Here is a 12,592-nt window from a genome sequence, read left to right as displayed (position 1 = left end):
TTGACAGGCGAGCCGGTTCCTTTAGGATGTACTCCCCGTTGTTAGCACTCGTTTTGACGGAGTGCTAATCCAATTCCATTTATAGCACTGTTGAAATTTCATGTCAAGAAACGCGGCGCCGGGAAACCTTTTTGCGCAGCCCTAACGGGTTGGCTACAATAGATATAGAGAAAAATGAAGGAGGAATAAGGCATGGCCGCACCCAAAATGCACAAAACGAATGCGATGCGCAGGCTCGAAGAACTGGGGAACGGTTACGAAACATTCAGTTACGACAACGAGGACGGGCAGATCCACGGCACGGCCGTCGCGGAAAAAATAGGGCTGGCCCCGGAAACGGTATTCAAGACCCTGGTCGCCCATGCGGGAAACAACGGTTACGTCTTCGTGATCCCGGTCGGCGAAGAACTGGATCTCAAGAAAGCGGCCCGGTCCGCGGGAGAAAAGAAAATTGAAATGCTGCCGCTGAAAGATTTGCAGAAATGGACAGGCTACGTACGCGGCGGCTGCTCGCCGATCGGCATGAAAAAGCATTTCCCGACCTTTATCGATACAAGCGGCGAAATGCTGGAATATCTGGCCGTCAGCGCCGGAAAGATCGGACTGCAGGTGAAGCTTGCACCCGGCGATCTGGCTTCGGCGGCGCAGGCGTCTTTTGCGGATCTGATTAAGTGACTCCTGCCTGGAAGCCAAAAAGCGCGCACAAACCGCCCGTTCTCGCATCGGGTCGATTCGTGCGCTTTTCTTGTGACGGATTATCTTAGTTCAGGAATCCTTCCAATGCCTGCGTCGGCTTGCCGTCGGCTCCCCAAGCGCCTTTGTTGTAACCGCCGTTGTAGCCCGGAGGCGCTTCCGGTTCCCAATAGAACACGCCTTTGCCGCGTCCGTTTGGCAGGCTGCGGATCTTCTGTTTGATGTCCGCGATAAAGCTTTTGGTCACGGCGGCCTGGTCGTATTCCAGTCCGATCTCCGTGACGATCGCGTCTTTGTTGTACTTGGCGACGATATTGTTCGCATTCTGGACGGCTTGATTGACTTTCGCCTCCCAGTCGGACGTCGCCGGATAGAGCGACATCGCGACCATGTCGAACGCGGCGCCGTTGTCGGTCAGGCCACCGATATTCCATTCGAACAGCGCCGAATCGTGGCCGCTCGCCAGGTGCACGATCGTTTTAGTGCCGCTGCTGACCGATTTGACCGCGTTATGACCCGTATTCACCAGCCAGGCGTAATTTTTCATCCCGCCCTGTGAAGCCCTTCCGTCGGGCCACAGCATGCCGTCGCTCGTCTCGTTGCCGATCTGTACCCAATCCGGCGTGACGCCTTTAGTTTTCATCGTGTTCATGACGTAGACCGTATGGCTCCATACCGCGTTCATCAGTTGGGTGAAATTCAGGTTTCGCCAGGCGTAAGGTTTGGTCTGCTGCCCCGGATCGGCCCACGAATCGCTGTAATGCAGCGTCAGCATGACGCTCATGCCGAGTTTCTTGGCACGTGCCGCAAGTTCGGCCGCTTTCTCCGCATTGAGATATCCGCTTGCGTAGTCGCTCATATTCGGATTGACCCACACGCGGATCCGAACCGAGTTGATCTGGTAATCGTCGCGCAGAATTTGCAAAATGTCTTTCTGCCTGCCGGTTTTGTCTTTCCAGGCCTGCCCTTTCGCTTCCAGCCCCGCAACCCAGCTGATATCGGCTCCTTTGGCAAAAGCCGGCGCAGCGGCCGAAACTCTGTTCGCTCCGCCAACCGTCCAGGCCGGCAGCAGAAGCAGGATGCACAGCAGCGTGAGCGCAGCGGTTTTGAGCCATCTTCTGTTGTTCATGTATGATCCTCCCCGAGGCAAAATTCGTTTACAAACATGGACTGCCCGTTATTGGACATCGATCATTACGCACCCTTCTTATCTCGCCGGCCGCTTCAAAGCGTCCAGCGATGCCAGCGCCCGGCCTTCAAAATCGAATAGGGTCAGATTGGCCCAATTGTTCGGATGGCCGACCGACCATTCCTGCTGTGACGGAATCCATGCGGGTTCCCAATAATAGAAACCTTCGCCCAAGCCGCCCGGCACTTCGCGCACGATCGCCATCAGCTCTTCCAGGTAACGCCGCTGGCCCTCGACGGAAGCCGGGTACTCCGGCAGCGGCAGCAGCTTTTCCCTGCCGTTCATGACCCACTTCGAACCTTCCGGCTCTTCCAGCGTCCAGGGATAGGCGGTCTCCACCACGTTGATCGGCTTGCCGTAACGCCGGGCGAGGTCGTGCAGATTGCCGCGCAGATCTTCCAGGGTGCCATGCCACCAGGGATAAAAAGATTGGCCGATCACATCGTACTCGACGCCGAGTTCCGCGAACCGGTCGAAGAACTTCCGGCTGGAGGCGTTGTCGCCGCCCCGGTCGATATGGATCATGACCGCGATGTCCGGGCTTGCCGCCCGCACCGCTTCGATGCCTCGTTTGACCAATCCGGCGAACCGGCTCCACTGCTCATCCGTATCGAACCCGTCGCCGTCGACGCGTGCTTCGTTCCACAGCATCCCCGGCGTAATCTCGTTGCCGACCTGTACCGTATCCGGCAGGGCATCGACCTGCTTGAGCGCATCCAGCACTTCCGCCGTATAATCGTAGACCGCCTGACCCAGCTCTTCGTCGGGCAAACTCTCCCATGCCGCGGGTTTCCATTGGTTGGCCGGATCGGCCCATTTATCGGAATAATGAAAATCGAGCAAAAAGCCCATACCCTGCCGTTTGATCCTCCGGGCGACGGCAAGTGTGCGCTCCAGGTTGCAGAATCCGCCCGCCGGATCGTTCCAGATCCGCAGGCGTACGGCGTTGACGCCTTTTTCCCCAAGCAGTTCGAGCAGCTCCCTTTCCCGGCCCGACGCATCGTAATAACGTCCGCCTCCGTGTTCGATTTCATCCATAAAAGAAAGATCCATTCCCGTAATAAATGTCGCCTTTCGGGCAGTCAACATGTAAGTCCTCCATTCTTGTGTACCGGATTCAGCTGTATGCTTTTCGGGGCAGGGCTTGCGGAATTACTTGACGCTGTCATACCAGGCGTTGACTTCCGCGGTGATCTTGCCGCCGCCGCCGGATTTCCACGATTCGGCAAACGTATCGAAAGCGTCGATCGGGCTTTTCCCGTAAATAATTTCGTTGAATACCTGATTTTCCATCTTGTTCAGGTAATCGAGTCTGGACTTCATCGTTTCGGTGGTCGGTCCGGTAAATTGATTTTTGCGGGAAATCTCTTCTTGGCTCAGCAGCACTTTCGCCGCCGCCGGGGTTTCCGGGCCATAGTTGAGCGCTACATCTTTCTCAAGCTTGGTTACCGGTTCTTTGCCGTCGGCCAGATTCATCAGCGCTTTCATCTGGGCATCCGGAATCCGTGCGCCGTCGTGTACCAGCAGATACAAGGTGACATTGACATAACCGCCGTCGATTTTCTCGCCCGGAATCGGTTGGCCTTTCTCGTCAAGCTGGTAGTCGTAGCCTTCGAACAGGCCGTAATCGTACGGACTGCCCGGTTTGGGGTCCGCATAGTTGTCGAACAGATAATTCTGGTAGGTGAAGAACGCTTCGGGATGCCGCATGTCTTTTTTGATCAAAATAACGCCGTTGGAGTATTTGGTGCCGTGCCGCATTGCCGTGCCGTCCGGGCCGGTCGGAATCGCGATCGGTTTCCAGACCGCATCCGGGACATTTTTGGCGGTATCCTGAAGCGGCCAGCCGCTCATCCAGTAAGGTCCGGGAATGATGCCGGCCGTTCCGGCCACCGCCGGCTCCGCCGTTTTGTTCTCGTCCCACAGCGCCGCTTCCTGCGGAATATAGCCTTTGCCCAGCCATTCGTTCAGTTTGGTCAGCCCCTGCTTCATTGCCGGATTGGCCGAACCGTATTCCAGCTTGCCGTCCGCGCCGATATTCCACTGCTGCGGCAGCGTACCGTAAGCGCCGAAGATCCAGGAGGGATCGCCCATCCAGGTATTCATCGAAGTCTTGAAGCCTAGACTGAGCGGGATGACCTCATCGGGTGCCAGACCGTCGGGATTGTTGTTCTTGAACGCTTCCATGACGGTCTCCAGCTCGCTCAGGGTCTTCGGAGCTTCAAGCTTCAGCTTGTCCAGCCAGTCCTGGCGAATCCAGAGCAGATAATCGTTGTTGTACGCATAATCGAGAATCGGAATCCCCATTTTTTTGCCGTCGCGGCTGTAGGAGTTCCAGATGTTCGGATCCTGCGCCATCGCGGCTTTCCAGGTGTCGGACGCATATTTATCGAACAGCGGTCCGACTTCCTGATACATGCCGGAGTCGATCAGATCCTGCGCCAGCAGTTCGTCGCCAACCGTTACGATCTCCGGCATTTCCTGACCCGAAGACATGGCTAACCTCATTTTGGTCACAAAAGCCCCGTTCGTATCGGTAACGGACCACAGCGACTTGATGTCGATGCCGAATTTCTCTTTGGCCCATTGGGTCGCTACGCTGTTCTCGATACTCTCGCCGTTCTTGAATTTGGCGATCGGATTGATACCCCAAGCGGTCGTAATCGGAACGGGCGGCTCGTACTTTTCTTTGTATGCGTTTTCAATAATCGGCGTATCCGCGCTTCCCGCCGCTTTTTCTCCGCCGGCTCCCCCGCATCCGCTCAGCACCAGCCCGGCGCACAGCGCGAGTAAGCCCACTTTGATTCCCCATTTTCCTTTTCCCAACTCTTTCCCTCCCCGAAATTGAAATCCTTTCCTTTTTATTGTAGATGCGCTGCCGCTCCTTGGCCTATGTCACATCTCCAACATTTCTGCACCTTTCGCAACCTTCTTGCGGCTCCCGGACTTCCGGACACACAAAAAGACCGGGACGGCTCGTCCCGGTCTTGCCTGTGCCTGCCGAATCGGAAGCGGTCCGAAGACTACTCCAAGTAACCTTTGAGGATCTTGCTGCGGCTCGGGTGTCTCAGCTTGCGCAGCGCTTTGGCTTCGATCTGACGAATCCGTTCGCGGGTTACGCCGAATTCCTTGCCGACTTCTTCCAGCGTACGGGCACGGCCGTCCTGGAGACCGAAACGCAGACGAAGCACGTTTTCCTCGCGTTCGGTCAGCGTGTCGAGCACTTCTTCCAACTGCTCGCGCAGCAGACCGGCTTCCGCAAACTTCGAAGGAGCGATCGCTTCTTTGTCTTCGATAAAATCGCCGAGCTTGGAATCCTGCTCGTCGCCGATCGGCGTCTCGATCGAGACCGGATCCTGGGCAATCTTCATGATATCGCGGATTTTCTCCTCGGTCATCTCCATCGCTTTGGCAAGTTCTTCGACCGAAGGTTCGCGTCCCAGTTCCTGCAGCATCTGACGCGATACGCGCATAAACTTGTTCATCGTTTCGACCATATGCACCGGAATCCGGATCGTTCTGGCCTGGTCGGCCAGCGCGCGGGTGATCGCCTGGCGAATCCACCAGGTCGCATACGTACTGAACTTGAAGCCTTTCGTATGGTCGAATTTCTCTACGGCTTTGATGAGGCCCATATTGCCTTCCTGAATCAGGTCGAGCAGCATCATGCCGCGGCCTACGTAACGGCGGGCGATACTGACCACGAGACGAAGGTTCGCTTCCGCCAATCTGCGCTTTGCTTCTTCGTCTCCCTGTACGATGCGTTCCGCAAGGGAAATTTCTTCGTTCGCGGACAGAAGGGGCGTACGCCCGATCTCTTTTAGGTACATGCGTACGGAGTCGTCGCTTCCGGCACCGGTGAGAACGGCTTCTTCCGGAATCTGGGCGGTTTCGGTTTCAATGTTTCGATCCATATATATTTTCCCCTTCCCAATAGAAATTGAGGTCTGATTCTCTGCTCTTCGGGGTTTTATCCCCACATATTCATCGCAAATATTATTTGACAATAAAATCAATCCGTGCTATGATTTTAATATATTTGTTTATAAACAGCTAAATTACGGACAGCTATTAGTATAACATCTTTTTCGGTGAAAATCAACCGCGAAAGATGTTTTTTATTTCATTCGTTTACATTAGACGCTTACCCTTCCCCGCCTCCGTTCAATCGGACGCATGCGCGGATACAGCTTGTCCGGCAGCCGCCAAATCGCTTTTCCCGCAAACCCAAAACGCGCTTCGAAGTCCATACGGACCTCGAAGCGCGTTTATTTGAATATAGGACGCCGTTTGAACACGCGGCGTCAGGCAATCCGTACCCGGCGGTCGATCAACCGGACGGTCAGCCAGACGAACCCTGCCATGACGGCAAGCTCGAACAGAAAAGCTCCCCATCCCGCATCCAACCCCCGCACCTGCATCGTAAGCGAAGATTGACTTTGCACTTGCAATCTCGGAATCGCCTGGCTGCCTCCTCCGCCGAAAAAAGCTTCCTCGATCCAGGACATAACCGAGCCGATCGCAAAAAAGAGCAGAATCCCGATCAACCCTTTGGCTTTGACCTGCAGGCTTTCCATCACGGAAATGACCAGAAACAATACAGACAGCAGCAGGACCACCGACCACAAGAAGGTCAAAACAGCCAGGAAAACCGTCCATGCAGCAGGATTATACATATTCACACCGCTTATATCGAGCTTGCCGAAATGTTGAATCTCGTGTAAAAGTCCGCTCTGCCGATAATACAAAAATTGCAGGCTTACAAGCAGCATCAACACCAAGCCGTTCAATAGGGTGTACAGAGCCGACGAGCCGATATAATTCAGACTGCCCAGAGGAAGAAGCCGGCGGCTGGATAAGCGAATGTTTTCGCGAAAACTCCGGCACGCTGCAACCAGGACCAGGACAGCCGTCAACATATACGTCAACATGCTCAATACGAAGCGGACACCGGTGCCCATTTCCCAGTACCTGCCGCCGATTTCCACGCACAGCTGCAGCAGAACCACGGCCGCGGCCGCTCCGAGCAGCATGAAGGAATCGCGCTTCAGATCGTACTTCAACAATTTCAGCATTCGGCATAGACCTCCTTGAACAGCTGATCGATACTTTTGCCGGAATTCAGACGAATCTGTTCCACCTCTTCCTGCAGGATCAGACTTCCTTCCCGGATCATCAGCACTTCGTCGAAGATCCGTTCGATATCGGCGATCAGATGGGTCGATACGATCACACTGCTGTCTTCTTCGTAAAACTCCACCAGCGCATCCAGGATATGATCCCGGGCCACCGGATCGACGCCGCCGATCGGTTCGTCCAGCAGATACAAGGAAGCCCGGCGCGACAGCGCCAAAGCAAGCTGCAGCCGTTCCTGCATGCCTTTGGACAAAGACAGGGTCTTCTCCGCACGGGACAGTCTCATAAACTCCAGAATTCGCTTTGATTTGTCGACGTCGAAATCGGCGAAGAAATCCCGCTGGAAATCGAGCGCATCGCCTACGGTCATCCACGATTCGAATTGCGGGCGATCCGGCATAAACGATACAAGCGCTTTGGAACCCGGTCCGGGACGCCGGCCCTGGATCCGCACGCTGCCCGACTCGGGTACCAGCAGCCCGGCCGCGATCCGCAGCAGCGTCGATTTGCCGCTGCCGTTGCTGCCGAGCAGACCGATGATGCGGCCGGGGCCGACAGACAGCGAGACGTCTTTCAGCGCCGCTTTTTTTCCGTAGCGTTTATTGACCGAATCCAGCTCAAGCAGTTGGTCCACTTTGATTCCCCTCCGTTTCCCGCGGTCCGTCTTCTACTGAATCGGACACGATCTTCACAATGTTTCTGTTGTCGAACCCCAGCTCCCGCATTCCGCCGATAAACCGCTCCAGCAGATCGGCCGCCATTTCCTTTTTGATCGTCATGATCTTCTCATCCTCGCTTGTCACAAACCGTCCCAGTCCTCTGCGGCTCTCCGCCACCCCTTCGCGCTCCAGTTCCTGAAACGTTCGCTGAATCGTATTCGGGTTGATCTTCAGTTCGGAAGCCAGTTCGCGTACGGAAGGAATCTTCTCGCCGGGGCCGAGTTTACCGGTTACGATCTGCAGTTTGATATAGTTCATAATCTGCAGATAGATCGGCATATTGTTGTCGAATTCGATAGTCACGTCTGACGTTCACACCTTTCCCGCTGCCGGTGCGCTCCTAGCCCTGCGCCCGCTGCTGCCGCGATCGTTCCTTATCCGGCCACGTCGCGGCGTTTGAATCCAGTATACCCTGCGGCCAGAAACAGCGCCATGTACACCCCCAGGACGGTCAACGAGAACCCGATTGACATGCCGGGCAGAGGCGGTCCCACCTTCTCATAAATCGTAAGATCCGCATTCGGAAACAGGAAGTATTTATAAAAGTCTTTGAAAATGACGATTCCGCCGAACATGCTGCCCATAAGTCCCGCCCCGATCGCCACGCCGGTCGAGCGCGTCAGCGCCCCCATCATAAAGCTTAGCGTTACGTACACGAGCGAATAAACGAACCCGTATATCCCCGATTGCAAGGCATCCGCCCACTGCGCACCCGTACCTCCGAAGCCGAACGCGAATCCGCCCGCGGCATACAGCGATACGCCCGCTACCAGCGTCATCATCAGCGTATAGCCGGCCGCCGCGATGTATTTCGAAGCCAGAATCTCTCCCCGGCTGCGCGAGCGGATCAGCAGAAACTTGATGGTTCCCTGCGAATATTCCTGGGCGACTATTCCGGCTGTCCCGACAACCGCCAAGATTGCCGCAAACTGGCCCAGCCCCGAAGCGCCGAGCATGGAGGCCAGATACTGCGCAGCCGAGTCTACCTCTGCGACATTCGTCGAAAACTTGTACAGCATGACCGTCACCAAGACCGAAATCGCGGCCAACATCGCCACCGGTACCCAAAAACTTCTTTTTTTCGTCAGCTTCAGCCATTCGTTCTGGATCAATCTTGTGAAATTACGCAATTTGGCTGCCTCCCGTCCACTGCAGGAATTCGTCTTCCAGCGATTTGGTTGTTTCGGTGATCCGGTACACGGCAACGCCGGCAAGCCGCAGCGTATCGATCATACCGGGGATATCGGTATCGGATACCCGGCAGAGCAGCTCGGATTCCGCTTCGCGAACTTCCTGCACTTGAACCTGTCCCAGCGTCCGGAGCGCTTCCTGCGCTTGTTCCGGCTTGTCTACCCGAATCCGGATTGCGGGCTGCTGCGAGTCTGTCCGGTGCCGGACCGACTGCTCCGTCACCAACCTGCCGTTTTGGATCACGACGACGCGGCTGCACATCTGCTCGATCTCCGACAGCAGATGGCTGGACACGAGGATGGCAATCCTTTCGGAACAAGCGATTTGCTTGAGATAATCCCGCATTTCGCGAATGCCTGCCGGGTCGAGCCCGTTTGTCGGTTCGTCCAGAATAAGCAGCTTGGGCCGATCAAGCAGAGCCTGGGCGATGCCGAGCCGCTGCCGCATCCCCAGCGAGTAGGTTTTGACTTTCTTGTACTGGGCTTCCTCTAGTCCAAGCAGCGCGATCACTTCCCGGATACGGGTATCGGTCACCGAATCGGTCATCCGGGCCGCCTGCTTCAGATTGTCGAAACCGCTCATGTACGGATAAAATTCCGGGTTCTCGATAATTCCGCCGACATGCACGATCGCTTCCTTGAATTGAGCGCGGATACTTTTGCCCGCAATCCGCACGTCGCCGCCGCTTATCCGAATCAGACCGGTCATCATCCGGATCGCCGTCGTCTTGCCCGCTCCGTTGGGACCGAGCAGACCTACGATTTCGCCCTGCTTCACTTCGAACGAGAGATGGTCTACAATCGTTTTTCGGCCGATCCGCTTGGTCAGGTTTTCCAACTGCAGGACGGTTTCGGCCCCATCGGCGCGCTCCGTCTCCTGTGACATATTTCGCTGCGTCAAAGTCATGTGCTCAACCTCCATGTACTAGTGTTATACTTAAATAGTACACACAAACACACAACTTGTAAACCTTTTTTGCAAAACAAAAAACGTCTGCTTCTCCCTCGAGAGAAAAACAGACGTTTCGAAAAATAGGCATGAGCCGGATCGCGCGGCTGTTTACCGTTCCAGACCGCCGTCTCTGGACAGCAGCGTCTTGAGTTCTTTCATGAACATATTGATATCCTTGAACTGCCGGTATACGGAGGCAAAGCGCACATAGGCAACCTCGTCCACCGGATACAGCTCCTGCATCACCTGTTCGCCGATGCCCCGGCTCTCGACTTCGGCGACCGCCGTATTGCGCAGCGAGCGTTCGACGCGGGAAACGATCGTCTCCAGCTGCTCGACGGATACCGGACGCTTCTCGCAGGCGCGAATCAGGCCCCGCAGAATCTTGTCCCGACTGAATTCCTCGCGGCTGCCGTCTTTTTTGATGACAATCAGCGGCGTTTCTTCCACCATCTCGAACGTCGTGAACCTGCGGCCGCAGCTTTCGCATTCGCGCCTTCTGCGGATCGACTTATTTTCGTTAGCCGGTCTTGAATCCAACACTCGGGTACCGCTGTAATCGCAATAAGGACATTTCAATCTCTTCACTTCCCTTCTATCGGCAGCCAAGGCGCCGCGCGCCTCTTCCTCCGGTTCAGAACGTCTCGTAAACTTTCGTATACTGATTATAATAATAAACGACCCGCTGTATATAGTGCCGGGTCTCCCCGATCGGAATGCTGCGTACGTCTTCCAGCGTTCCGTCCCAGGTCCCTTCCCTTATCCATTTCTTCACGTTGCCGGGCCCGGCGTTGTAGGCGGCTACGACCGCCAGACGGTTCTCGCCGAACTGATCGGACAAATTGCGCAGATACCAGGTGCCGATCCGGATGTTCGTGTCCGGTTCATGCTTGATCCGCTCGGGTGTCGCCTGCGGCAGACGCCCCTGCTCGATTGCCCAGTTTGCCGTATCCGGCATCAACTGCATAATGCCCAGCGCACCGACTCTGGATTCTTTGCTCGGCTTGAAGTTCGTCTCGACGCGAATGATCGAAGCGATCAGAAACGGATCGATGTCGTACGATTCGGACTGCTCGCGAATATCTTCTTTGTAGCCGATCGGATACACCCAGGCCATCCAGCCGCTGTTCCAGAACAGGGCGGCCAGTACGAGCAGAAACAAAGGCAGCGCGAATCTTTTTTTCCACATTCTCATCGCGGCCCCAGATTCTTCAGCAGCAGATCGACTTGGCGCTCCGTTTCTTCCGGCGATCCTGAATTGTCGATCACCCAGTCGGCCCTGCGCTTCTTGTCTTCGATATCGAGCTGGGCATTCAGCCGTCCTTCGGCCTGCTCCGGCGACAGTCCGTCGCGCAGCATCAGACGGGCAAGCTGAACTTCGCGCGGCACATAGACCACCACGATCTGCTCGTACAGCTCTTCCAGCCCCGATTCGTACAGCAGCGGAATATCGGCCGCTACGACCGCTTCGGGATCGGCGGCTTCGCAGGCTTCGACCTGCCGCCGGATCTCCGCGCGGATCGCCGGATGCACGATCGCGTTAAGCGCCTGCCGCTCTTCCGGCCGGTTGAATATATGCTCGGCCATCCGGCGGCGGTCCAGCCCGCCGTCCGGCAGCAGAAATTCGCTTCCGAACCGCCGGGCGACGGCGGCAAGCAGCGGCTGTCCCGGGTTCATCACTTCGCGAGCAATCACATCGGCGTCCACAATCCGCACGCCCCGGGCTTCGAGCAGTTTCGATACGGTGCTCTTGCCCGTGGCGATCCCGCCGGTCAGTCCGATCCTCATGCTTCGTCCCCTCCTTGTCCGGGACGTTGGCATTCCGGGCAGTAATGCGTGCCGCGGCCGCCCACGACCATCCGTTCGATCGGAGTGCCGCAGTTATGGCAGGGCTGCCCTTTGCGTCCGTAGATCCGGTGCTGATCCTGGAAGGAGCCCGACTCGCCCTGGCCGTTCACGTACGACTTGACCGAGGATCCCCCCGCCGCAACCGCTTCGGTGAGAATATCCACTATGCACCGGTGCAGCCGCTCGAGTTCCTCAGAACTCAGACTTCCCGCCGCACGTTCGGGATGAAGTCCCGCACGGAACAGCGTTTCGTCGACATAAATATTCCCGATTCCGGCGACCACTTCCTGATTGAGCAGTACCGTTTTGAGCCGGGTCTTTTTGCCTGCGAGTTTGGCGCCAAGCGCCTGGGCCGTAAATTCCGGCGCCAGCGGTTCAAGCCCCAACTTGTGCAGAGGCGCTCCCGCAAACTCTTCGCCGGAAGGCAGCAGATCCATCGTGCCGAACTGCCGGACGTCGCGATAACGAAGTTCCGTTCCGTCGGTAAAATGGAAAATGACATGCGTGTGCTTCTCGACCGGATCGTCCGAGTCATAGAGGCCGTATCGGCCTTCCATCCGCAGATGGGAAACGATCACCCATCCGTCCAGATTGAAGCGCAGGAACTTGCCGCTGCGCTCGATGCCGCGGATCGTCTGCCCCTCGAGCAGCGCCGCGAACAGCAGCGGGTCTTCCGGGCGGCGCACGATACGCGGCAGGGAGACGGTTACCCGCTGGATTTGTTTGCCTGCGATCAATGTATTTAAAGTCCGTCTGACGGTTTCGACTTCGGGTAATTCGGGCATAGCGCGTACTCACCTTTCCCGCCTCGTCCCGGCCGAATCGGGCCGGGAGGGCTTATGCAGAAGTTCCCGTTTGATTATAC

14 protein-coding genes are annotated in these 12,592 nt (G+C 56.4%); 1 reads left to right on the top strand and 13 read right to left on the bottom strand.

What is annotated here, in order from left to right:
* The first annotated feature begins 192 nt into the window (after positions 1 to 192).
* A complete protein-coding gene (ybaK, locus tag HOP44_RS08490) occupies positions 193 to 675 on the top strand; it encodes a Cys-tRNA(Pro) deacylase (protein ID WP_172252389.1) in 483 nt (160 codons plus the stop codon).
* Between the two features lie 85 nt (positions 676 to 760).
* Here the strand turns inward: ybaK and HOP44_RS08485 are convergent, their stop codons facing one another.
* The 13 genes from HOP44_RS08485 to mutM form a co-directional block, all read right to left on the bottom strand.
* Positions 761 to 1,822, bottom strand: a complete 1,062-nt coding sequence (locus HOP44_RS08485; protein WP_172252387.1) for a glycosyl hydrolase 53 family protein — start codon at positions 1,820 to 1,822, stop codon at positions 761 to 763.
* A 78-nt stretch (positions 1,823 to 1,900) separates the two neighbouring features.
* Positions 1,901 to 2,971 (bottom strand): glycoside hydrolase family 53 protein, encoded by a 1,071-nt coding sequence (locus tag HOP44_RS08480; protein ID WP_172252385.1) that lies wholly within the window; start codon positions 2,969 to 2,971, stop codon positions 1,901 to 1,903.
* A 63-nt stretch (positions 2,972 to 3,034) separates the two neighbouring features.
* A complete protein-coding gene (locus tag HOP44_RS08475) occupies positions 3,035 to 4,708 on the bottom strand; it encodes a type 2 periplasmic-binding domain-containing protein (protein ID WP_216667505.1) in 1,674 nt (557 codons plus the stop codon).
* Between the two features lie 197 nt (positions 4,709 to 4,905).
* On the bottom strand, positions 4,906 to 5,796 hold the full coding sequence (rpoD, locus tag HOP44_RS08470; protein WP_172195480.1) for an RNA polymerase sigma factor RpoD: 891 nt from the start codon (positions 5,794 to 5,796) through the stop codon (positions 4,906 to 4,908).
* Between the two features lie 390 nt (positions 5,797 to 6,186).
* The gene (locus HOP44_RS08465; protein ID WP_172252383.1) at positions 6,187 to 6,957 is read right to left on the bottom strand and encodes a hypothetical protein; all 771 of its coding nucleotides are present in this window, start codon (positions 6,955 to 6,957) and stop codon (positions 6,187 to 6,189) included.
* Positions 6,951 to 7,652: an ATP-binding cassette domain-containing protein gene (locus tag HOP44_RS08460; protein ID WP_172252381.1), complete on the bottom strand. Its 702-nt coding sequence runs from the start codon at positions 7,650 to 7,652 to the stop codon at positions 6,951 to 6,953. The genes HOP44_RS08465 and HOP44_RS08460 overlap by 7 nt, the downstream gene beginning before the upstream one ends.
* The gene (locus HOP44_RS08455) at positions 7,636 to 8,040 is read right to left on the bottom strand and encodes a GntR family transcriptional regulator (RefSeq protein WP_172252379.1); all 405 of its coding nucleotides are present in this window, start codon (positions 8,038 to 8,040) and stop codon (positions 7,636 to 7,638) included. The genes HOP44_RS08460 and HOP44_RS08455 overlap by 17 nt, the downstream gene beginning before the upstream one ends.
* Positions 8,041 to 8,111: 71 nt before the next feature.
* Entirely contained in the window at positions 8,112 to 8,867 is a 756-nt protein-coding gene (locus tag HOP44_RS08450) for an ABC transporter permease (RefSeq protein ID WP_172252377.1), read from the bottom strand.
* Positions 8,860 to 9,834, bottom strand: coding sequence for an ABC transporter ATP-binding protein (locus tag HOP44_RS08445; protein ID WP_246369689.1), 975 nt, complete (start codon positions 9,832 to 9,834; stop codon positions 8,860 to 8,862). The genes HOP44_RS08450 and HOP44_RS08445 overlap by 8 nt, the downstream gene beginning before the upstream one ends.
* Before the next feature lie 153 nt (positions 9,835 to 9,987).
* Complete coding sequence (gene nrdR / locus HOP44_RS08440) at positions 9,988 to 10,458, bottom strand: transcriptional regulator NrdR (protein WP_172252375.1); 471 nt, start codon at positions 10,456 to 10,458, stop codon at positions 9,988 to 9,990.
* Between the two features lie 55 nt (positions 10,459 to 10,513).
* Complete coding sequence (locus tag HOP44_RS08435) at positions 10,514 to 11,074, bottom strand: lytic transglycosylase domain-containing protein (RefSeq protein WP_172252373.1); 561 nt, start codon at positions 11,072 to 11,074, stop codon at positions 10,514 to 10,516.
* Entirely contained in the window at positions 11,071 to 11,667 is a 597-nt protein-coding gene (gene coaE / locus HOP44_RS08430; protein ID WP_172252371.1) for a dephospho-CoA kinase, read from the bottom strand. Before coaE ends, HOP44_RS08435 begins: the two co-directional genes overlap by 4 nt.
* A complete protein-coding gene (gene mutM / locus HOP44_RS08425; protein WP_172252369.1) occupies positions 11,664 to 12,512 on the bottom strand; it encodes a DNA-formamidopyrimidine glycosylase in 849 nt (282 codons plus the stop codon). Before mutM ends, coaE begins: the two co-directional genes overlap by 4 nt.
* Positions 12,513 to 12,592: the final 80 nt, after the last annotated feature.

It is taken from the genome of Saccharibacillus deserti (assembly GCF_013618475.1).
GTDB classification, from domain to species: domain Bacteria; phylum Bacillota; class Bacilli; order Paenibacillales; family Paenibacillaceae; genus Saccharibacillus; species Saccharibacillus deserti.
Note: the sequence above shows the minus strand (reverse complement) of the source record. Positions and strands in the feature narration are given on the sequence as shown.